The 20,054-nt window shown below is 72.6% G+C and carries 20 protein-coding genes; 10 read left to right on the forward strand and 10 right to left on the reverse strand.

All coding sequences use genetic code 11. From position 1 onward, the window contains the following. The first annotated feature begins 49 nt into the window (after window positions 1–49). Complete coding sequence (locus AQI94_RS19505; protein WP_031049346.1) at window positions 50–418, forward strand: hypothetical protein; 369 nt, start codon at window positions 50–52, stop codon at window positions 416–418. A gap of 84 nt (window positions 419–502) precedes the next feature. Here AQI94_RS19505 and AQI94_RS19510 read toward each other — a convergent pair whose 3' ends face one another. Next, window positions 503–1,270 (reverse strand): SDR family oxidoreductase, encoded by a 768-nt coding sequence (locus AQI94_RS19510; protein ID WP_031049344.1) that lies wholly within the window; start codon window positions 1,268–1,270, stop codon window positions 503–505. A gap of 128 nt (window positions 1,271–1,398) precedes the next feature. Here AQI94_RS19510 and AQI94_RS19515 point away from each other — a divergent pair, with 128 nt between their 5' ends. From AQI94_RS19515 to AQI94_RS19525, 3 genes are all read left to right on the forward strand, one after another. Continuing rightward, window positions 1,399–2,265: a helix-turn-helix transcriptional regulator gene (locus tag AQI94_RS19515; protein ID WP_031049342.1), complete on the forward strand. Its 867-nt coding sequence runs from the start codon at window positions 1,399–1,401 to the stop codon at window positions 2,263–2,265. A gap of 106 nt (window positions 2,266–2,371) precedes the next feature. Then, complete coding sequence (locus AQI94_RS19520; RefSeq protein WP_031049339.1) at window positions 2,372–4,387, forward strand: NADPH-dependent 2,4-dienoyl-CoA reductase; 2,016 nt, start codon at window positions 2,372–2,374, stop codon at window positions 4,385–4,387. Window positions 4,388–4,409: 22 nt separating this feature from the next. Further along, entirely contained in the window at window positions 4,410–4,952 is a 543-nt protein-coding gene (locus AQI94_RS19525; RefSeq protein ID WP_031049337.1) for a PadR family transcriptional regulator, read from the forward strand. A gap of 17 nt (window positions 4,953–4,969) precedes the next feature. Here AQI94_RS19525 and AQI94_RS19530 read toward each other — a convergent pair whose 3' ends face one another. After that, a complete protein-coding gene (locus tag AQI94_RS19530) occupies window positions 4,970–5,521 on the reverse strand; it encodes a hypothetical protein (protein WP_031049335.1) in 552 nt (183 codons plus the stop codon). 166 nt (window positions 5,522–5,687) lie between these two features. Continuing rightward, entirely contained in the window at window positions 5,688–6,668 is a 981-nt protein-coding gene (locus tag AQI94_RS19535; RefSeq protein ID WP_062229844.1) for a fibronectin type III domain-containing protein, read from the reverse strand. Between the two features lie 346 nt (window positions 6,669–7,014). Between AQI94_RS19535 and AQI94_RS19540 the strand changes: the two genes are divergently transcribed. Beyond that, window positions 7,015–7,713: a glycoside hydrolase family 75 protein gene (locus AQI94_RS19540; RefSeq protein WP_031051154.1), complete on the forward strand. Its 699-nt coding sequence runs from the start codon at window positions 7,015–7,017 to the stop codon at window positions 7,711–7,713. Window positions 7,714–7,762: 49 nt separating this feature from the next. Here the strand turns inward: AQI94_RS19540 and AQI94_RS19545 are convergent, their stop codons facing one another. The 4 genes from AQI94_RS19545 to AQI94_RS19560 form a co-directional block, all read right to left on the reverse strand. Beyond that, on the reverse strand, window positions 7,763–8,173 hold the full coding sequence (locus tag AQI94_RS19545) for a PTS-dependent dihydroxyacetone kinase phosphotransferase subunit DhaM (RefSeq protein WP_031051149.1): 411 nt from the start codon (window positions 8,171–8,173) through the stop codon (window positions 7,763–7,765). After that, entirely contained in the window at window positions 8,166–8,765 is a 600-nt protein-coding gene (gene dhaL, locus AQI94_RS19550; RefSeq protein WP_031051145.1) for a dihydroxyacetone kinase subunit DhaL, read from the reverse strand. The genes AQI94_RS19545 and dhaL overlap by 8 nt, the downstream gene beginning before the upstream one ends. Window positions 8,766–8,802: 37 nt before the next feature. Next, a complete protein-coding gene (gene dhaK / locus AQI94_RS19555; protein ID WP_031051138.1) occupies window positions 8,803–9,795 on the reverse strand; it encodes a dihydroxyacetone kinase subunit DhaK in 993 nt (330 codons plus the stop codon). A gap of 386 nt (window positions 9,796–10,181) precedes the next feature. Further along, window positions 10,182–10,532 (reverse strand): VOC family protein, encoded by a 351-nt coding sequence (locus AQI94_RS19560; RefSeq protein ID WP_031051136.1) that lies wholly within the window; start codon window positions 10,530–10,532, stop codon window positions 10,182–10,184. Between the two features lie 201 nt (window positions 10,533–10,733). Between AQI94_RS19560 and AQI94_RS19565 the strand changes: the two genes are divergently transcribed. Next, entirely contained in the window at window positions 10,734–11,381 is a 648-nt protein-coding gene (locus AQI94_RS19565; protein ID WP_031051119.1) for an acetate uptake transporter, read from the forward strand. Next, window positions 11,378–13,369 (forward strand): acetate--CoA ligase, encoded by a 1,992-nt coding sequence (gene acs, locus AQI94_RS19570; protein ID WP_031051092.1) that lies wholly within the window; start codon window positions 11,378–11,380, stop codon window positions 13,367–13,369. Before AQI94_RS19565 ends, acs begins: the two co-directional genes overlap by 4 nt. A gap of 589 nt (window positions 13,370–13,958) precedes the next feature. On the opposite strand, the gene AQI94_RS19575 is transcribed toward acs, so the two are convergent. Both AQI94_RS19575 and AQI94_RS19580 read right to left on the reverse strand, forming a co-directional pair. Further along, window positions 13,959–15,332, reverse strand: coding sequence for a hypothetical protein (locus tag AQI94_RS19575; protein WP_062229845.1), 1,374 nt, complete (start codon window positions 15,330–15,332; stop codon window positions 13,959–13,961). Window positions 15,333–15,547: 215 nt separating this feature from the next. Beyond that, window positions 15,548–16,543 (reverse strand): Lrp/AsnC family transcriptional regulator, encoded by a 996-nt coding sequence (locus AQI94_RS19580; protein WP_031061768.1) that lies wholly within the window; start codon window positions 16,541–16,543, stop codon window positions 15,548–15,550. Between the two features lie 151 nt (window positions 16,544–16,694). Here AQI94_RS19580 and AQI94_RS19585 point away from each other — a divergent pair, with 151 nt between their 5' ends. Next, a complete protein-coding gene (locus AQI94_RS19585) occupies window positions 16,695–18,350 on the forward strand; it encodes an MFS transporter (protein ID WP_225890216.1) in 1,656 nt (551 codons plus the stop codon). 303 nt (window positions 18,351–18,653) lie between these two features. After that, window positions 18,654–19,007 (forward strand): hypothetical protein, encoded by a 354-nt coding sequence (locus AQI94_RS19590; RefSeq protein WP_062229846.1) that lies wholly within the window; start codon window positions 18,654–18,656, stop codon window positions 19,005–19,007. Between the two features lie 91 nt (window positions 19,008–19,098). Here AQI94_RS19590 and AQI94_RS19595 read toward each other — a convergent pair whose 3' ends face one another. Beyond that, the gene (locus tag AQI94_RS19595; RefSeq protein WP_031061775.1) at window positions 19,099–19,476 is read right to left on the reverse strand and encodes a DUF6479 family protein; all 378 of its coding nucleotides are present in this window, start codon (window positions 19,474–19,476) and stop codon (window positions 19,099–19,101) included. A 116-nt stretch (window positions 19,477–19,592) separates the two neighbouring features. Here AQI94_RS19595 and AQI94_RS19600 point away from each other — a divergent pair, with 116 nt between their 5' ends. Then, a complete protein-coding gene (locus AQI94_RS19600; protein ID WP_031061778.1) occupies window positions 19,593–19,967 on the forward strand; it encodes a ferredoxin in 375 nt (124 codons plus the stop codon). The last annotated feature ends 87 nt before the right edge of the window (window positions 19,968–20,054 follow it).

Raw genomic sequence — 20,054 nt, forward strand, 5'->3', positions numbered from 1 at the left:
TCGCGGGGAACCCGGCGGTCCGGTCATCGCCACGAGAGGAGCGACCACGATGGATCGTGAGCAAGCGCACGAGGAGTCCGTCTCCCTGGAGATCAGCGGATGCAGCGCGGAGGACGCGCGGATCGTCTTCGACACGCTGGCCGCGTGCTTCGAGTCGGACCGGGGTGCGGACGAGGCGCCGCAGCAGCTCCATGAATCGCGGCCGATGGTGTGGCTGGGGACCTTCGAGGTGACCGAGACGCGTTCCTGTCCGCCGCCCGCGCCGTTGTCGTCCTCGGTCGAGGCCGATGCGCAGGGGGGCTACTGGGCCATCGAGAGGCTTCGGACGACGTTGGACTCGATGTTCACGGTGAAGGACCTCGCGTCCGCGTCGGGGGATCAGGAGCGCGAACTGCACGTGCGGCTGGAGAGCCGCTGAGCCCACCGGCCGCGGCACCGCCGTGGCCGGTCGCGCAGGTCCCCCGCGCCCCTGAAGGGGCGCGGGGAGGTGTTCCCCCTGTGATCAGCCCTGGCGTACCGGCACCACCACCATCTCCGCCACGTTGACGTTCGGCGGCGCCGCCGTCGCGAAGGCGACGGCCTCCGCGATGTCCTGGGCGGTCAGGGGGTTCACCTCGGTGCGCATACGGGACAGCGCCGCCCGGGCCCCGGCGTCCCGCATGTCCCCGCCCAGCTCGGTCGTGGTGACCCCGGGCTCGATGTTCTTCACGCGGACGCCGCGCGGACCGAGCTCGGCGCGCAGATTGCGCGTGAGGTGGGCGACGGCCGCCTTGGTGGCGCAGTAGACGGACCAGTCGGGGAAGAGGAGATGCCCGCCCACGGAACCGACGTGGACCAGGTCGGCCGGGCCGCCGCGGGAGGCCGCTTCGAGAAGGTCGTCGGTGAAGGCGCGGGACGTGTGCAGCAGACCGCGCAGGTTGACGTCGATCATGCGATCCCATTCGTCGGTCGCGGCGCGCTCGAAGGGGGCGCCCAGCATCACGCCGGCGTTGGCCACGACCAGGTCGACGGTGCCGAGCGTCCCGGTGACGGCGGTGGCCGCCCGCGCCACCGCCTCGGCGTCGGTCAGGTCCACGGCGACGGGCAGGACGGTTCCGGTGGCGGAGGGGCGCAGTTCGTCCGCCAGCGTCTTGAGGCGGTCCTCGCGGCGGCCCAGCAGGGCCACACTCGCTCCGCCGTCGGCGAGGCGCCGGGCCGTGGCCGCGCCGATCCCGCTGGTGGCACCGGTGACGACCGCGACGCGGTGGGTGTGGTTCCAGGTGTGTGTCATGCCCTCCACGGTGGGCTCGGCGCCGGCCGGTGACCAGGCCGTGTCCCCCCGAGGAGAGCGGATCGTAGGAGTACCGCGGCCACCTTGCGGGCTCCCGTGGGGCCGCCACCCGCCCTAGGGTCGAGGGCATGGACAGTGACAACCGGCTCGGCCTGTTCCTGCGTGCCCGCCGTTCCCTCGTCCGGCCCGAGGACGCGGGACTGCCGGCCGGGAGCCGGCGCCGGGTGGCGGGCCTGCGCCGCGAGGAGGTCGCGGTGCTGGCCGGGGTCAGCACCGACTACTACGTGCGCCTGGAGCAGGGACGCGAGCGGAACCCCTCGGCGCAGGTGGTCGACGCGCTGGCACGGGTGCTGGGTCTGGAGGAGGACGCCGTCGACCATCTGCACGGCCTGGCCCGTCCCGTGGCCGACCGGTCCGGGGGCGGCCGGCGGTCGGAGGCGGTGAGCCCGGCGCTGCTGCGGATGATGGAGGGCTGGCACCGCACTCCGGCGGTGGTCCTGGACCGCTGCCTGACCGTGCTGGCCCACAACGTCCTCGGCGGCGCGCTGTTCGCCGGGCACACCCACAGCGGGGATCTGCTGCGGCTGGTCTTCCTCGACCCGGACGCCCGCGAGTTCTATCCGGACCGGGAGTCCGTGGCGGTGAACACCGTGGCCGCGCTGCGGGCCGCCGCCGGGACCGGTCAGGAGGATCCGGGGCTGGTCGCCGCGGTCGGTGAACTCTCGCTGCGCAGCGAGGAGTTCGGCCGGCTCTGGGCCCGCCACGACATCCGCCGCAAGACCCGCGAGAGCAAACGCTTCCGGCATCCGCTGGTCGGTGAACTGACCCTGGACTACGAGTCGTTGACCGTCAACAGCGCCCCGGGGCAGCAGCTGGTCGTTTATCAGGCCGAGCCCGGCAGCCCGTCCGAGCAGGCACTCGCGCTGCTGGGGAGCCTGGCCGCGCCCGGGACCGAGAAGTCCGGCGAGCCGAACGGCAGGGGCACGTACACCTGACGCGGCCGACGTGCTCCGGATCACCCCGCCCGGTTGTGCAACTAGTTGCATAAACATGTCGCGGTCCTCTACAACAGAGAGCACGAGACCGCGACGGAGGGGCCCGATGAGCCGTTACCCGCACCTGCTGAACCCGCTCGACCTGGGCTTCACCACCCTGCCCAACCGTGTGCTGATGGGCTCCATGCACGTCGGCCTTGAGGAGGCCGAGCGTGGCTTCGAGCGCATGGCCGCCTTCTACGCGGAGCGGGCGCGCGGGGGAGTGGGCCTGATCGTGACCGGCGGCATCGCGCCCAACGAGGAGGGGCGGCCCGCCGAGGGCGGCGCCAAGCTCACCACCGACGCGGAGGCCGAGCAGCACCGGACCATCACCGAGGCCGTGCACCGCGAGGGCGGCCGGATCGCGATGCAGATCCTGCACTTCGGCCGGTACGCCTACCACCGCGACCTCGTCGCCCCGAGCCCCCTCCAGGCGCCGATCAGCCCCTTCGTGCCCCGCGCGCTCACCGACGCCGAGGTCGAGCGGACCATCGACGACTACGCCCGCACCGCCCGCCTCGCCCGGCAGGCCGGCTACGACGGCGTGGAGATCATGGGCTCCGAGGGCTACCTCGTCAACGAGTTCATCGCCGCCCAGACCAACCACCGCACCGACCGCTGGGGCGGCTCGTACGAGAACCGCATGCGCCTGCCCGTGGAGATCGTGCGGCGGGTGCGTGAGGCGGTCGGCGAGGACTTCATCATCGTCTACCGGCTGTCCATGCTGGACCTCGTCCCGGGCGGCTCCACGCTCGACGAGGTGATCACCCTCGCCAGGGCCGTCGAGGCCGCCGGCGCCACGATCATCAACACCGGCATCGGCTGGCACGAGGCCCGCATCCCCACCATCGCGACCTCGGTGCCGCGCGGCGCCTACACCTGGGTGACGAAGCGGCTCATGGGCGAGGTGTCCATCCCTCTCGTGACCACCAACCGCATCAACACCCCCGAACTCGCCGAGGAGTTGCTCGCCGACGGGTACGCCGACATGGTCTCCATGGCCCGCCCGATGCTCGCCGACCCGGAGTTCGTGAACAAGGCCGCGGCCGGGACGCCCGAGGCCATCAACACCTGCATCGGCTGCAACCAGGCCTGCCTCGACCACACCTTCGGCGGGAAGATCACCTCCTGCCTGGTCAACCCGCGCGCCTGCCACGAGACCGAGCTGGTGCTGGCCCCGACCCGGCTGAAGAAGCGGGTTGCGGTCGTCGGAGCCGGTCCCGCGGGTCTCGCCTGCGCCGTCTCCGCCGCCGAACGCGGCCACGAGGTCACCCTGTTCGACGCCGCGAGCGAGATCGGCGGCCAGCTCAACGTCGCCCGCAAGGTCCCCGGCAAGCAGGAGTTCGACGAGACCATCCGCTACTTCCGCCACCAACTCGACGCCCACGGCGTGGACGTACGGCTGAACACCCCCGTGGACGCGGGGGACCTGTCCGCCTACGACGAGGTCGTCGTCGCCACCGGCGTCACCCCGCGCACCCCCGACATCCCGGGCGTCGACCACCCCAGCGTGGTCGGCTACCTCGACGTCCTGCGCGACGGCGCCCCCGTCGGCGACCGGGTCGCGATCCTCGGTGCCGGCGGCATCGGCTTCGACGTCGCCGAGTTCCTCACCGACGGCGGCGACAAGGCGCACGAGAACCCCGAGACGTACTTCCGCCAGTGGGGCGTCGACATGGACTACGCGGCACCCGGCGGACTCGCGGCCCCCGAGCGGCCCGCCCCGCCCCGCACCGTGCACCTCCTCCAGCGCAAGACCAGCAAGGTCGGCGCCGGGCTCGGCAAGACCACCGGCTGGATCCACCGCACCGAGCTCAAGCACCGGGGCGTCACCATGGTCCCCGGGGTGCGCTACGACCGCATCGACGACGCCGGACTGCATGTCACCGTCGGCGAGGAGAGCACGGTCCTGGAGGTCGACACCATCGTGCTGTGCACCGGGCAGGAACCGCGCCGGGACCTGTACGAGGAGCTCGTCGCCGCGGGCCGCAGCGCGCACCTGATCGGCGGGGCCGACGTGGCCGCCGAACTGGACGCCAAGCGGGCCGTCAAGCAGGGCACCGAGGTCGCGGCCGCCCTCTGAGGCGCGTCCCTAGGATGAGCCCATGTCACTCCCGCACGCGATCCTCACCGCACTGCTCGAAAGGCCGTCGGCGGGGCTGGACCTGACCCGCCGGTTCGACAGGTCGATCGGCTACTTCTGGTCGGCCTCGCACCAGCAGATCTATCGCGAGCTGGGAAAACTGGAGGCCGAGGGCCATATCCGGGCCATTCCGGCGGCCCAGCCGACCCGCGGGCAGAAGAAGAGCTACGAGGTCCTGCCCGCGGGCCGCGCCGAACTCGAACGCTGGACGGCCGCGGCGCAGGACCCCAAGCCGCACCGCGACACCCTGCTGCTGCGGCTGCGCGCGGCGGCCGTCGTCGGCACCGAGGGCCTGGAGGCCGACCTGCGCCGCCATCTCAACCTGCACCGGCGGCAGTTGGCCGAGTACGAGGAGATCGAGGAGCGCGACTTCCCGCCCGGCAACGACAGCGCGCAGGCCAGGCTTCAGCACCTGGTCCTGCGCGCGGGCATCGAGCTGGAGACCTTCTGGACGCAGTGGCTCACCGAGGCACTGCGCGAGTTCGCCGAACTCCCTGACAGCTGAGGGCTTTTCGCGGGCCTTCAGAGGCGGTACGGCCGCGAGCGGCGGCGCAGGAACCACCCCGCGGCCACCGCGCCGACCGCCACCAGGCCGCCGCCGACCGCCAGCGTCAGGGTGCCGTAGTCCTTGGTGGCGCCGCCGAGACCGCCCATGACCCCGCGGGACGGCGAGGCCGTGGCCGTCGCCGAGATCGTGGGTGTGGCGGTCCCCGAGACGATGATCGACTGGGTGCCCGCCGTGCTGTTGTCGAAGGCGCACATCACGATGACGGTGTACGTGCCGGGGCTCACGTTCGACCAGGCCGCGGACTGGAGCGAGGTGGTCCCCGACAGGGCCGCCTGCCGGCCCTGGCTGAAGTTCGCCTGGCTGCTGGTGAGGAGTGAGGCGGTGCCCCAGCCGCCGGTGGTCGCGGTACGGGAGCAGGCGGTCGTCGTGACGGAGACCGTGGATCCGGAGGTGCTCACGGAGATGCCCGATGCCGCGGCGGCCGGCCCGGCGGTCAGGGCGAGCGGCAGCGCGGCGACGGCCGCGACGGTCAGGCCGGAGCGGAGAAGTAGCTGTTCAGTGCGCATGGACTGCCCTCCGGCGGCACGGTTGGCGGTACATCCGTGGCGCCGCCTAGGTGGGGGAAGCCCGTGCTGCCTCAAGGACAGCCAATGGGTGCGGGGCCCGGGCCGCACGCGGAGCGCCGCCGGACAGGTGACGGGCCGCTCCGCCCGGCGTGGACGTGAGTGGCCGTCATGGGGCGGCGGGGGCGCCCGTCGTCACCGACCGCTCCGCCGACAGCCCGCCCCAGGTGCCGTCGGGCAGCCGCGCCCGGATCCGCACCCGGTGCCTCTCCCCGGCCTCGCGTCCCAGATAGAAGCCGTACGTCGCCCTCCCGCGCGGAGGTGCCCCGCCGAACACGAGCGAGGTGGCGGACCTGCCGTCGAGGTGGACCTGGTACTCCGTGACGACACCGTCCGTCCTGGGCGGCGTCCAGGACAGGTCGAGGTAGTACGCGCCGTCGGCCTGCCGCCGGGTGCTCGCACGGAAGTCCGTCGGTGCCGTGTCCCGGCCGTCGTCGGTGCCCGGCGTGGTGAGGCGGACGGTGTCCCCGGCGGGCGAGAGGTTGTCGGCGGCGTCCCGGGCCCGGACGGTGAAGGAGTAGCGGGTGCCCGGACGCAGCCCGGTGACCACGGCCACCGTCTGGTCGCCGCCCACACTGTGGATCTTCGTGCCGCCCTGATAGATGGTGTACGACACCACATCCCGGTCGTCCGCCGAGGCGGCCCAGCTCAGCTGGACGGCCCGGCTGCCCGCCGTCCGGCCCCGCAGCTCACCCGGACGGGTCGGGGCGGAGCGGTCCGCCGCCGCGGCCGCCGGAGTCGTGGCCCGCACCTCCCGGCTCGGCGGCCCGAGGCGCCCCTCGGTGTCGCGGGCCCGCACGGTGAGGACATACGGGGTGCCGGGCCTGAGCCTGGTGACATCCACCATGTGCTGTGAACCAGGCACATCCCGGACCTTCGTGGTGCCGCGATATACCTCGTAGCGCTCGATTCCCGTGCCGACGGCGTTCCACATCAGGTGCACGCTGGTCGCGCTGCCCGCGGCGGCGGTGACGCCCACGGGGGCGGCGGGCAGCCGGCCGCTCTCGCCGTCGTCCGGTCCGCCCCATCCGCAGGAGCCGACCAGGACGAGCGCGGCGCACAGGCACAGGGATACGGGAACGCCTCGCACGTCTCTGCCTCCCGGGAGAACGCCACGGCAATGGTCCGGACCAATATGGCGCCGGTCGGTTGCCCGCGGCAAGAGGGCGGCCGTGCGGGCGGGTCCGGGGAGGGTTACGTATGCTGAAGACCTTCTCGGCCGAACTCTCCACCAGGGAACCGGAGTTCGTGCCGGTGGCGCGGGCCGCTGTCGTCGCTGTCCCCGCGCCGTCGGGTGGCCGGGAGGCCGGAGTTCGTCGAGGACTCCGGTCCCCGGCCCCTGCCCCGTCCGGCCCCTCTGCGGTGGCCGCCCGGCTGAAGCGGCATCAGATTGGGCTGAGTGCCCGTCAATGCCCCCGAGGAGAGGGTCCCTTATCGTGCGTGTCCAGTCGCTGACGCTGGCCGCGGCAAGTGCCGCTCTGCTCGCCCCGACCACGCCCCCCGTCATGGAGCACGCCACCGCCCGGACGGAGCCGGTGGTGCGGGCGGAGGGGAAGGTCGCGGCCGCCGACCTCCTGGCCAGGGTGCGCAGCTGCGACCCCGTCTCACGCGGCAGGTACCGCAGTGACGACGGCACGGCCGCGAACATCCCCGTCTGCGGCACCCCGGAGGCCGTCTTCTGGAAGGCCGACATGGACATCGACTGCGACGGCCGGCCCGGCCCCCGCTGCAACCGGCGCACCGATCCGCTGTTCTCCGACGCCACCGCCTTCGAGCAGTCCGACGGCCGCTACCTGAGCGCCGAACGCCTGCCGTACATCGTGGTGCCGGCCCCGAGCCGGATCTGGGACCACCGCGAGCACGGGGTGCGCGGCGGCTCGGTCGCGGCCGTCGTCTACGGGGACCGGGTGCTGTACGCCGTGGTCGGGGACGTGGGCCCGGGCCACATCATCGGCGAGGCGTCCTACGCCACCGCGAAGGCCCTCGGGATCCGTCCCGATCCGCGCGGGGGCGGCACGCCCTCCGGCGTCACCTACATCGTGTTCAGGAACACGAAGGTGAAGCCGATCGAGGACCATGCCGCCGCCGTCGCGACGGGGGAGCGGCTGGCGGAACTGTTCGTCCAGCGGAAATGAACCCGCCGGGATCCGCCGCACCGCCGTCCGGCCGCCGTGGTGGAAGCCGTCACACCTTCCGGTAGGTGTACGCCTCCGCGGCCGCCGCCTCCACCGCCGCGAGGTCCGCTCCGGCCGCCGCCGTGACGACCGCGGCGACCGCTCCCTCGACGAAGGGCGCGTCCACCAGCCGGGTGCCCGCGGGGAGTTCGTCCCCTTCCGCCAGCAGCGCCTTGACGGTGAGCACCGCACTGCCGAGGTCGGTCAGGACGGCGACCCCGGCGCCCCGGTCCACGGCGGCGGCCGCACCGGCGATCAGCTCCGCACTCGTACCGAGTCCGCCGCCCTCGGTGCCACCGGCCGCCGCGACGGGTACCTCCGTGCCACCGCCCGCGAGCCCCTTCGCCAGTTCCGCCACGGACGCGGCGACCTCCGCGCTGTGCGACACCAGCACGATCCCGACCAGCTTCCCGTCACTCACCCGCGGCCTCCGCGAGTGCGGCGATCAGCAGGGCGGCCGAGGTCGCGCCCGGGTCCTGGTGCCCGATGCTGCGCTCGCCGAGATAGCTCGCCCTGCCCTTGCGGGCCTGCAACGGCGTGGTGGCCAGGGCCCCTTGCTCGGCGGCCGTCCGCGCGGCGGCGAAACCGTTGCCCAGCGCGTCGACGGCCGGCACCAGCGTGTCGATCATGGTCTTGTCGCCCGGGGCGGCCCCGCCGAGCGTCATGACCGCCTCCACACCCGCCCGCAACGCCTCGGCGAGCTGTTCGGCCGTGACCTCACCGGCGTCCCCGAGCGCCTTGCCGGTCCGTCGCAGCAGGGTCCCGTACAGGGGGCCCGAAGCGCCGCCCACCGTCGAGATGAGCGTGCGGCCGGCGAGGACGACGATCGCGCCCGGCGTGTCAGGGGCCTCTTTCTCCAGGGCCGTGGCCACCGCGGTGAAACCGCGTTGAAGGTTGCTGCCGTGGTCGGCGTCCCCGATGGGGGAGTCGAGGGCGGTGAGTCGTTCCGCCTCGCGGTCGACGGAGGCGGCCGTCGCCGTCATCCAGCGGCGGAAGAAGTCGGCGTCGAGCACTGGATCTCCTTGCGTGGTCGGTACGTTGATCGCTTGCTCACACTCCCCAGCGCAGCCCCGGAGTCCGCACCGGAGCGTCCCACAGGCGCAGCAGCTCCTCGTCCACCTGGCACAGGGTGACCGAGGCGCCGGCCATGTCGAGCGAGGTGACGTAGTTGCCGACCAGGGTGCGGGCGACGGCGACCCCGCGGTCGGCGAGCACCCGCTGCACCTCGGCGTTGAAGCCGTACAGCTCCAGGAGCGGGGTGGCTCCCATGCCGTTGACCAGGACGAGCACGGGGTTGCGCGGGCTCATGTCGTCCAGGATCGCGTGCACCGAGAAGTCGGCGATCTCCCGGGAGGTCATCATCGAGCGGCGCTCCCGGCCGGGCTCGCCGTGGATGCCGACCCCCAGTTCCAGCTCGCCGGCCGGCAGGTCGAAGGTCGGGCTGCCCTTGGCGGGCGTGGTGCACGCGCTCAGCGCGACGCCGAAGCTCCGGGAGTTCTCGTTGACCTGACGGGCGACCGCCTCCACCCGCTCCAGCGGCTGCCCCTCCTCCGCCGCGGCGCCCGCGATCTTCTCCACGAACAGGGTGGCGCCGGTACCGCGCCGGCCGGCCGTGTAGAGGCTGTCGGTCACCGCCACGTCATCGTTGACCAGAACCTTCGCGACCTGGATGCCCTCGTCCTCCGCGAGCTCGGTCGCCATGTCGAAGTTGAGCACGTCGCCCGTGTAGTTCTTCACGATGAACAGCACACCCGCCCCGCTGTCCACAGCGGCCGCCGCGCGCACCATCTGGTCGGGCACCGGGGAGGTGAAGACCTCGCCGGGGCAGGCCGCGGAGAGCATGCCCGGTCCGACGAATCCGCCGTGCAGCGGCTCGTGCCCGGAGCCGCCGCCGGAGATCAGGGCCACCTTTCCGGCCACGGGGGCGTCCCGCCGTACGATCACCCGGTTCTCGACATCCACGGTCAACTCCGGATGCGCGGCCGCCATGCCGCGCAGGGCGTCGGCGACCACGGTTTCCGGGACGTTGATGAGCATCCTCATGGGTATCTCCTGGTGGGATGGGCGGATGGGCTGTTACCTGTGTTTATCAGGTCACCGTGGGCGGGGTCGGTAGGGGATCTCGGCGGCCCGCGGACCTGGGGACGGGGTTTCCGGCGGTGCCGACGCCGGTCGGCTGATGGCTTTCGTGGCGGCCCGTCAGAGCTCCATCGGTGGTCGGCGGCGAACGGCGGTGACGCTGCTACCGGCAGTATCGACCTTGTGGCAGCGAAGGTCACGTGCGCGGATGCGCTCAGGTGCGCCCGGGGGCTCGGCTCGGGTGACCGCTGCGGCGATCGGCGTCATTCGATGCGCGGGGAGCGTGGTGGCACGGCACGCGGCGGGCTTCGCGCCCCGTGCCACGAGCCGGGCCGAGCCGAGTGCCGGGCTCACAGACCGTGGGCGGTGGGGTGCAGCGGTTCGTACAGGGGAAGCTCCGCGCCGCTGGGCAGCCGGATCGCCGTCAGCCTGCCCCAGCGCTGTTCGCTGACCTGGCGGGTGATCTCGACGCCCTGGGAGCGGAACTCCCGGAGCTGGGCATCGAGGTCGTCGCACATCAGGTAGAACTCGTGCCGGGGCGGTTCGTCGCTCGGGTGCACGGCGACTTCGGCCGGGGGCAGCTTGAGGACGAGCCAGCCGCCTCCCGCGTCGACGCCGGGAAACCCGAGGACGTCACGGATGAAGACACGGTCGGCCTCGGCGTCCTGGCTGTAGAGGATGACATGTGCACCGCTGATCATGGCTGGCTCCTGCCGTCGGCGTGCTGACCGGTTCCTCCAGGGTCTCGCAGCACGGGCCCCCAGGACGACTCTTGACCTGCTCCTTCACGTCGTGTCTCGCGCCGCGCGGTCACCTGTCGTCGACGCGGCGCCCGGTGCGTAGGTGGTGCCTACAATGGATCTGAAAGTCTTGTGACCTGGATCACAGGAGGAGCGGCAAAAATGAGCACCCCGACCACAGAAACCGGAAACATTGCGGACCCCGGCCCGCTCGGCCTCGCCGCCTTCGCCGCGACGACCTTCGTTCTCAGCACCTTCAACGCCGACCTGATCACCGACAAGAGCCTCGTCGCCGTTGTCCTTCCGCTCGCCCTCTTCTACGGCGGGCTGGCCCAACTCCTCGCCGGAATGTGGGAGTTCCGCAAGGGCAACACCTTCGGGGCGACCGCGTTCTGCTCCTTCGGCGCCTTCTGGCTGTCGTACGCCGCCTACGCGAAGTTCGTCGCGGGCGACCTGCCGGCGTCCACCGCGCACCAGGCCAGTGGGCTGTTCCTACTGGTGTGGGCGGTCTTCACGGTCTACATGACAGTCGCCGCGACCCGCACCACCGGGGCGATCCTCGCGGTGTTCGTCACCCTGTCCGCGACGTTCATCGTCCTGTGCGTCGCCGACTTCGCGCAGTCCCCCGACACCGTCAAGGCCGGCGGCTGGCTGGGGCTGGTCACGGCCGTGTGCGCCTGGTACGCCTCCTTCGCCGGCGTCACCAACTCCACCTACCACCGCTCGGTCGTGCCGGTCTTCCCGAAGATCGGCGAGCACCTGGGGTCCCGCCGTACCCACCACCGCGGTCCCTTCGGAGCCCACGCATGACCGACACCGGCGGCGAGACACTCTCCAACCTGCTGCGGGAGGAACGGCGGTTCCCGCCCCCGCCCGAGCTGGCCGCCGCGGCCAACGCCACCGCGGCGGACTACGAACAGGCCGACACCGACCGCCTCGCCTTCTGGGCCGCGGCGGCCGGTCGGCTGGACTGGGCGCAGCCGTGGGACGAGGTGCTGGACTTCAGCCGCGCCCCGTTCGCCCGGTGGTTCGTCGGCGGTCGCCTCAACGCCGCCTACAACTGCCTGGACCGGCACGTGGAGGCCGGTCGCGGCGGCCGGGTCGCCTTCCACTGGGAGGGCGAGCCGGGCGACACCCGCACCCTCACCTACGCCGAGCTGACGGCCGAGGTCTGCCGAGCGGCCAACGCCCTGCGGGAACTCGGGGTCACCGCCGGCGACCGGGTGGCGATCTACCTGCCGATGATCCCGGAGACCGTGGTGGCGATGCTGGCCTGTGCCCGGATCGGCGCCCCGCACACCGTGGTCTTCGGCGGCTTCTCCGCGGAGGCGCTGCGCGGCCGGATCCTCGACTGCGACGCGCGCGTGGTGATCACCGCGGACGGCGGCTACCGCCGGGGCAAGCCCTCGGCGCTGAAACCCGCGGTGGACGAGGCCGTGAGCGCGTGTCCCGACGTACGCAGTGTGCTGGTGGTCCGGCGCACCGGACAGGAGGTCGACTGGACCGACGGCCGGGACGTGTGGTGGCACGACCTGGTGGACGCGCAGCCCGCCCAGCACGAGGCCGAGGCCTTCGACAGCGAACACCCGCTGTACATCATGTACACCTCCGGTACGACGGCCCGCCCCAAGGGCATCCTGCACACCACGGGCGGCTACCTCACACAGGTGGCCTGGACGCACTGGGCGGTGTTCGACGTCAAGCCGGAGCGGGACGTGTTCTGGACGGCGGCGGACATCGGCTGGGTCACCGGCCACTCGTACATCGTGTACGGCCCGCTCGCCAACGGCGTCACCTCCGTGCTGTACGAGGGGACACCGGACACACCGCACCAGGGGCGCTGGTGGGAGATCGTCGAGAAGTACCGCGTGTCGATCCTCTACTGCGCCCCGACCGCGATCCGCACCTTCATGAAGTGGGGCGGCGACATCCCGGACGGCTTCGACCTGTCGTCGCTGCGTCTGCTGGGCTCGGTCGGTGAACCGATCAACCCGGAGGCGTGGATGTGGTACCGCAAGTACATCGGCGCCGACCGCTGTCCGGTCGTCGACACCTGGTGGCAGACGGAGACCGGCGCGCAGATGATCAGTCCGCTGCCGGGGGTCAGCGTGTGCAAGCCGGGCTCGGCCCTGCGCCCGCTGCCCGGCGTCGCGGCCGAGGTCGTCGACGACGCGGGCAAGCCGGTTCCCGACGGCTCCGGTGGCTATCTGGTCCTCACCGAACCCTGGCCGGCGATGCTGCGCACCATCTGGGGCGACGAGCAGCGGTACATCGACACGTACTGGTCCAGATTTCCCGGGATGTACTTCGCCGGGGACGGCGCCAAGAAGGACGAGGACGGAGACATCTGGCTGCTCGGCCGGGTCGACGACGTCATGAACGTCTCCGGACACCGCATCTCCACCACGGAGGTCGAGTCGGCCCTCGTCTCCCATCCGACGGTCGCCGAGGCCGCCGTGGTCGGCGCGACCGACGCCACGACCGGACAGGGCGTCGTGGCCTTCGTCATCCTGCGCGGTGACGCGGCGTCGGCGGGATCGGCCGATGCCGAGGAGGTGGCGGCCGAACTGCGCGCCCATGTCGCCAAGGAGATCGGCCCGATCGCCCGTCCGCGGCAGATCCTGGTCGTCGCCGAACTCCCCAAGACCCGCTCCGGCAAGATCATGCGCCGCCTGCTGCGGGACGTCGCCGAGCACCGCGACCTCGGTGACGTCACGACGCTCACGGACTCCTCGGTGATGGACGAGATCCGGGGTCGGCTGCCCGCGGGTGGCTCGGCCGGAGGCGAGGAGGTGTAGCCGGGCGGTCCCCGGCCGGGCGGTCATGCCGTGAGCAGTTTCCGGCCCAGCCGGTCGGCGGAGTCGTGGACACCGGGCAGGGCGAAGAAGTGGCCGCCGCCGTAGGGAGATGTAGTCGACGACGGACTCGTTGGTGACGGACGAGCCGGGGTCGGCTGCCCGCGGGTGGCTCGGCCGGAGGCGAGGAGGTGTAGCCGGGCGGTCCCCGTCGGGCGTGCCGGACTGACCCGGCGGGCGCACGCCGGGGGGCCGCGCCCAGCCCTGAGCACCCGCCCCTCGGCCCCGGGCACGTCGGCGTCGTCGCCGGCCGCCCGTCCACACCTGCGGCAACCGTGCCCAGGCGCCGGGCGCACCAGTGTGGGCGCCCCTCCCTCTCGGCCTGCCGTGGTCGCTGGTCGGCGAAAGCGCGCCTTGCCTGCGCCGGCCGCCATGAGGGCAGGGAGGCCGGCATCCGGTCGTGGAGCTGTCCGCGCAATGGGGCAGCAAAGATCGCCATCGGCGGGGCCGGGCGGCGAAGTCGAGGACGCACGCCGCCGGTGGCCAGGTGACGACCGGCCGGTGCCCGGCCCCGCGGCGGACCGGGCCGGGGTCAGCCGCGCAGGGGATTGGCGCGGGTCGTGGCCAGGAGGTACCAGGCGGTGGCGCCGGTGTGCCGGTAGGGGTAGTAGCCGAACCCGAAACCGGTGTCGAGCGGGCTGCTCGCCGAGACCACCCCGGAACGGGCCGGAAGGGCCGTGCCGCCGACGGTCTGGGCGTCGCCGAGGAGTTCCTGCGCGCGCTCGATCGAGCCCAACAGCCCGCGGGCGCGCTTCTCGTCGCCGGGGTGCCCCCGGTGGCGCAGGGCGAGCGCGAGGTGGGCGGTGCCCTCGAACCAGACGCCGTTGCGGTCCGGCCGGGGCTGACCGTCGGCGATGGGAGCTGCCTCGTTCGCCAGCAGGCTCGCGGAGCTGAAGGTGACGCCCTCGTACGACTGACCTGAGGGAACCGTGCTGTTGGGGCGGTCGGCCGTGTCCAGGACGGCCAGCTCGGCCGCGGCCCAGTCGAGGGAGCGGGCGTGGGCCCGGGAGGCGAGGGCGAGCTGGGTCCAGGTCTGGGTGTCCTCCGGGATCGGGGACCTGTTGACCGTCACGCCGTCGTTGGTGCCGGTGTAGAAGAAGCCTCCCGACGGCTCCCACATCTTCTCGACGAAGGCCCTGGCACGCGCGCGGCGCTCCCGCCAGACCTTGTCCCCGGTCAGCCGGGCGAGCCGCCCGAACAGGCCGACGAGGTCGGTGTTGTGCTCGGTCGAGGTGAACGGCAGCTTCTTGTCGGCCCCGTCGACCCCGAACTTGTAGCCGCCCAGCGGCTCGTCGGTCCGACCCACCCGCTCGATCCACTCGCCGATCCGCACCGCGCCGGTGAGGAAGCGCCGCCCACCGGTGCGTCCGGCGAGCGCGGCGAGCGCGATGCCGGCCCACGCCATGTCGCCCACGGCGGTACCGGTGAAGCCGAACTGGGTACCGACGTTGGCCGTGCCGTCCGCCCTGACGAACCCGTCCGGCTGCGGGGAGCCGTCGTAGAAGGTGTACGGCCCGACGTTGTAGGCCTGCCGCAGTCGGCCGTCGTCGTGCGCGGGGTCGTGGGCCTGCGCGTAGAGCAGCGCGTCACCGAGGGCCACGGCCCGCGACTCGCCGGCGGGGCACGCGAGATGGGCCAGGATCGCGAGGGCGTTGTCGTACGTGAACGCGGTGCTGAACAGTCCCGCCTGGTCCGTGTAGCTCTGGGTGAGCCGGATCGCTCCGTGGTCCGGGTAGGCGTCCATGGCGGCGGTCAGGAAGGCCTGCGCCCGGCGGGCCGCGGAGGCCGCCGACGGGCCCGGGGCCGCCTGGGCGGTGCCGGTGCCGGTCGCGGCGAGAACCGCGGCCCCGAGACCGGTCCCGATGAGCGTGCGGCGGCTGAGGGGCGGGCGGGGGCTGCCGGTCATGGGTCTCCTCGGGAGGTACGGGCCGGGTGTTCTGAGAGCGCTCTCAGAGGGCGGGGTCATTCTGCTGTCGTGTCGGAGGCGGGTCAACGTCTGGGAGGTGAGCAGTAGTTGGCCCCCGCTTGACGGCGAGGCGGTGTTCCTCCCCTCCGGCCCTGCGTCCACGTCCGGCTCCGCCGCCTTCAAGTCCGGTTCCGCCTTTTCGTCCGGCTCCGCCTTCACGCCGGGCCGGGAGGGATCAGCCTGCCCTGGGCGATGAGGGACGCGGCCTGTTTGAGGCGGCGGACGCGGATGCTGACGCTGTAGGCGTCGATGCCGGGGACGGCCGCCACCCGAGTCGTGAGGTAGCGATAGAAGTCCTCCGCGTCCAGGCAGTTGGCGACGACCATGATGTTGTGGTCGCCGCTCATGGCGCCGGCGAAGGCCACCTCCTCGTGGTCGGCCAACTCCTCGCCGACGCGCTGGAGATGGGCCGGAGCCGCCCGCAACCAGAGGATGGCGTTGAGGTGATGGCCCAGCCGCTCGGGGAGCAGGTCGACGTCGTACGAGAGGGCGCCCGAGGACTCCAGGGCGTCGAGCCGTCGGGCGACGCGCGCCTTGGACCAGCCGGTGAGTTCGGCGAGCCGGGTGTGAGTGGTCCGGCCGTCCTCGGCGAGGGCGTCGAGCAGGGGTGTGTCCTCGGCGGTGAGCGGCTGCAGGGGGCCGGTGGGCGTGGCCGGCCGGTCCGCGGTGAGCAGCGCCACCTGGTCCGGGGTGAGATGGCCGCCGTATCCGGACCATTCGGAGGCTCCGGCCGTGCCGAAGGGATGGATCAGCAGGTCGATGCTGACGTCCAGCACGGAGGCCGCCTTGGGCAGTTGCCGCAGCAGGATGTCGTCGCGGGGTGCGTCGACCGGTGAGTGGATCACGCAGATGATCTCCGAACCGCCCGAGGCGAGACCGACGTAGGCGATGTCGGGCCGGCGGGTGAGGGCGTCCGCGAGCGGGGCGACCCGGTCGGGGCGGCAGCGGATGCGGGTGATCCAGCGGGCCAGACCGTGCACCTCGGGGTTGATCAGGCCCACCACCCGCATCACCCCCTCGCGGCGCAGTGCCTGGTAGCGGCGGGCCGCGGTCTGCTCCGAAACGCCCGCCACCTCGCCGATGAGCCGGAAGGAGGCACGGGGGTGGTAGCGCAGCGCGCGGAGGATTTTCCTGTCGATCTCGTCGAACATGAGAGAAGTCTGCCAGTAGGGCGGGGTCCGGGTGGATGTTTGTGTTCACTTCTCGTCGTGACGTTGGAGGTTTGGCTCGCTGTCGCCGATGCTGGGGCGCCCGAGAACCAGTAAACGACCGCGGCGCGCGTCGCCGTAGAGGAGTTTCCCCGTGAATGTCACGACCCCGGCAAGCGGGCCGACCGACCGGCGGACGGCCACGCTCGTCATGGCCTGCCTCGGCGTCTTCGTCGCCTATCTGCCGGTCACCACGGTCGCCGTGAGCCTGCCCGCCGTCCAGTCGGCGCTCGGCGCGACGACCGCCCAACTGTCATGGGTCCAGGACGCGTTCGTCCTGCCCATGGCCGCGTTCATCCTGACCGCCGGTGCCGTCGGCGACGTCCACGGGCGAAAGAAGGTGTTCCAGGCCGGGCTGCTGTTCTCCGCGGCCGGTGCCGCCGTCGCGCTCACCGCGCAGTCGGTGCATCTGCTGTGGGTCGGGCAGGCGCTCGCCGGCCTCGGGGCGGCCACGCTGCTGCCCACCACGCTCGCACTGATCAGCCACGCGGTGCCCGACCACAGGGAGCGCGGCAGGTTCATCGGCCTGTGGGCCACCTCGCTGATGGCGGCGCTGGCCGTCGGCCCGATCATCGCGGGCGTGGTCCTGGACCACTTCGACTGGCGCTGGATCTACCTGCCGACGATCCCGGTCTCGCTGCTCGCGACCCTCTTCGCGGCACGGCTGCTGAGCGACTCGCGCGCGCCCTACGAACGGCGGCTGGACTGGCCCGGCCAGATCACCGCCACGGTTACGGTCACCGCCCTGGTCTACGGCGTCATCGAGGGCGGAGCCGACTCCTTCACCGCGCCGAAGGTACTGACGGCCCTCGCGGTGGCCGCCGTCAGCGGGATCGCCTTCGTGCTCGTCGAGCGGCGCGGCGACAGTCCGATGCTCGACCTCGCGCTGTTCCGCAGCCCGGCCTTCACCGCCACCACACTGGTCGCGATGATCACCTTCCTCGGGCTGATCGGTTTCTTCTTCCTGCTCAGCCTCTACTTCGGAATGGTGCAGCAGCTCGACACCCTGCAGGCGGCCTGGCGGATGCTGGTCGTGACCGCCTGCGCCATCCTGGTCGGCGGGCCCGTCGGACGCCTCATGCACCGGGTCTCCGCGCGCGTGCTGATCACGGGCGGCCTGCTGGTCGTCGCCGCCTCCCTCTTCTCCCTGGTCGGTGTCGACGCGCACACCTCCTTCCTCGCCCTAGCCTGGCGGCTGGCGCCGCTGGGGCTGGGACTGGGGGCCGTCATGACCCCGATGACCGCGACGGCCGTGGCCTCGGTGCCGCACCACCTGGCCGGCATGGCCGCGGCGGGCAACAACGCCTTCCGCCAGCTCGGCGGAGCGCTGGGCCCGGCGGTCCTGGGGGCGTTGCTGACCACCCGGGCGTTGGACCGCTTCCCCGGCCACCTGGCCGACGCCGGGCTGACCGGGGCGGCGCGGGAGCGGATCGTCACGGCGGCGGACCACGGGGGACTGGGCGCGGTCGCCGGACTCGACCTCGGAGCGGACACCGGGCGGGTCATGGGCGCCCTGGGGGAGGCCTTTTTGGACGGGTTGCGTCTGTGCCTGCTGGTCGCGGGTTCGCTCACGCTGCTGGCGGCGGTGGTCGCCCTCGTCCTCCTGCGCCGGCCTCGCGGCACGGGAGCGGGTCATACGCAGGTCGCCGCGTCGGGTGGGGCCGGTGGTACGGCGTCCATGGCTGGAGCTGCGGTGCTGTCGGGGAGCGACGGGGGTGAGGTGCGCGGGGAGGTGCGCGGGGAGGTGTGACGTGCGAGGGGGATGGCTGGGGCTGCTGTGGGCGGCGCTGCTTAAGGGGGGCGCCGGTCCGGAAAGGCGGCTGCGCTGCTCAGCGGGTGGGATGGCGATGGTGCCGGTGCCGGTGCCGGTGTCGAGGGGGCGGGATGGCGGTCGGCTCGACTGCTTCGGCGAGGCCCTGCTGTTGCTCGCGCCCCCAGAACGCTGCGGGCGCCTGGGTGAGGGGCACGGGAAGGCCGTGGAGATCGCCGTGCGGGCCATCTCCGACCGGTGGCGTCAACCCGACGCGGGGATCTGGGAGTTGAACGACCAGGTGTGGACCCGCAGCAGGTTCATCTGCGTCGCGGGCCTGCGGGCCGTGGCCGCGACGGCGCCCGCCATCCGCCCGCCGAGACCTGCATCTCCCTGGCCGACACCCTCCTCGACGCCGCCCTGCTGCCCGGCCTACGCGATGCCCTGTCCGCCGCAAATCCGCGCCCCCGGGCCACCGTCGCCCTCGCCACGTACCGTCGGGAAAGGCCGTGGTTCGCCCGCAACCGCGGCGGCCACGGGGCCTCGGGGCTGTACGCCGAGGAGTTCGACATCGCCCGGCGTCAGCTGGGCGGCAACCTCCCGCAGGTCTTCGTCCCCGCACTGCTGCTGGAGGCGGCCGCCCGGCTCGGTGAGTGACCGGGCGGCCGCCTCCAGCAGTCCCAGAGCTGTTCCGGACGGTTACCGCGGGGTCGGCCGCACGACCGGGTCCGCGACATGGCCGTGGACGTCAGCCGCCTCCCGGCCCGCCGCTGCCGAACGAGCCGCTGCTGCCCTCGTCCCAGCGGGGACGTTCGCTCCCCGAGCCGGTACGGGTCGGGCTGCTGCCGTGGTTGCCCAGTTCGTGCGGGGTCAGCCGGGTGTCGCTCCGGGGCACCTCGTCGGGCTCCCGGTGCTCCCTGACCTCGCGGACCGGCCCGCCCTCGGGCAGCCTCGGCTGCTCCTCCGGAGTGGGTGGACGCGACTCGCGGCGCTTGACCCGGGCGCCCAGCCAGAAGGCGCCGATCAGCACCGCCACGACCACCACACCCGCCACGATCACTCCGGCCGCGAGGCCGCCCCGGCCCGCGGCCAGGTCCATCCATTCGCTGTTCAGGGCTTGGTTCATGGAACGCGAGTACCCCCGGACCCCCGGGCGAACCGACCCGCCCCGCAGGGCCGAAAACCCCGGAAACCCCCGGGAACCCCGGGTTTGACGGCCCGGACCCCGGCTACCCGCACCGTGTGACGACTTCGACTTCTCAGCAGGAACTCTTCCGGTTCCTGGAGGACCGCTTCGCGTGCGCCCAGGCGTGCACCGAGTGCGCACGGGCCTGTGCGCTGCGCGCGAGCCTGGTCGATCCGGAGGGGACCGAGGAACAGGAACTACTGCGGCGCAAGGGCATCATGTGCGCCGAGGTGTGCGACGCGACCTGTCGCGTGCTGTCCGAGGAGAGCCATCTCGACGAGGCCGGCATCCGGGTCCAGCTGGAATGGTGCCGGTCGGTCTGCCTGGAGTGCGCTCAGGTCCTCGACCGGCACGCCGGCGCCGAGGACGCCGCCAAGGCGTGCCGGGAGTGCGCGCAGGCGTGCACGGATTTCATGGCGACCCTTCTCTGAGACCTCCGCGCCCACCCCTGCGAAACCTCCGCGCCCGACGGACCCGCCTCACGGACCTCCTCCCGGCCGTTCCCAATTTCTGGAACA

The organism is Streptomyces pseudovenezuelae (assembly GCF_001513955.1).
GTDB lineage: Bacteria > Actinomycetota > Actinomycetes > Streptomycetales > Streptomycetaceae > Streptomyces > Streptomyces pseudovenezuelae.

What these genes read in the sequence shown, in the direction of transcription:
- AQI94_RS19505 (WP_031049346.1), top strand. Translation starts at nt 50, where the DNA reads ATGGATCGTGAGCAAGCGCACGAGGAGTCCGTCTCCCTGGAGATCAGC.
- AQI94_RS19510 (WP_031049344.1), bottom strand. Translation starts at nt 1,270, where the DNA reads ATGACACACACCTGGAACCACACCCACCGCGTCGCGGTCGTCACCGGT.
- AQI94_RS19515 (WP_031049342.1), top strand. Translation starts at nt 1,399, where the DNA reads ATGGACAGTGACAACCGGCTCGGCCTGTTCCTGCGTGCCCGCCGTTCC.
- AQI94_RS19520 (WP_031049339.1), top strand. Translation starts at nt 2,372, where the DNA reads ATGAGCCGTTACCCGCACCTGCTGAACCCGCTCGACCTGGGCTTCACC.
- AQI94_RS19525 (WP_031049337.1), top strand. Translation starts at nt 4,410, where the DNA reads ATGTCACTCCCGCACGCGATCCTCACCGCACTGCTCGAAAGGCCGTCG.
- AQI94_RS19530 (WP_031049335.1), bottom strand. Translation starts at nt 5,521, where the DNA reads ATGCGCACTGAACAGCTACTTCTCCGCTCCGGCCTGACCGTCGCGGCC.
- dhaK (WP_031051138.1), bottom strand. Translation starts at nt 9,795, where the DNA reads ATGAGGATGCTCATCAACGTCCCGGAAACCGTGGTCGCCGACGCCCTG.
- AQI94_RS19560 (WP_031051136.1), bottom strand. Translation starts at nt 10,532, where the DNA reads ATGATCAGCGGTGCACATGTCATCCTCTACAGCCAGGACGCCGAGGCC.
- AQI94_RS19565 (WP_031051119.1), top strand. Translation starts at nt 10,734, where the DNA reads ATGAGCACCCCGACCACAGAAACCGGAAACATTGCGGACCCCGGCCCG.
- acs (WP_031051092.1), top strand. Translation starts at nt 11,378, where the DNA reads ATGACCGACACCGGCGGCGAGACACTCTCCAACCTGCTGCGGGAGGAA.
- AQI94_RS19575 (WP_062229845.1), bottom strand. Translation starts at nt 15,332, where the DNA reads ATGACCGGCAGCCCCCGCCCGCCCCTCAGCCGCCGCACGCTCATCGGG.
- AQI94_RS19580 (WP_031061768.1), bottom strand. Translation starts at nt 16,543, where the DNA reads ATGTTCGACGAGATCGACAGGAAAATCCTCCGCGCGCTGCGCTACCAC.
- AQI94_RS19595 (WP_031061775.1), bottom strand. Translation starts at nt 19,476, where the DNA reads ATGAACCAAGCCCTGAACAGCGAATGGATGGACCTGGCCGCGGGCCGG.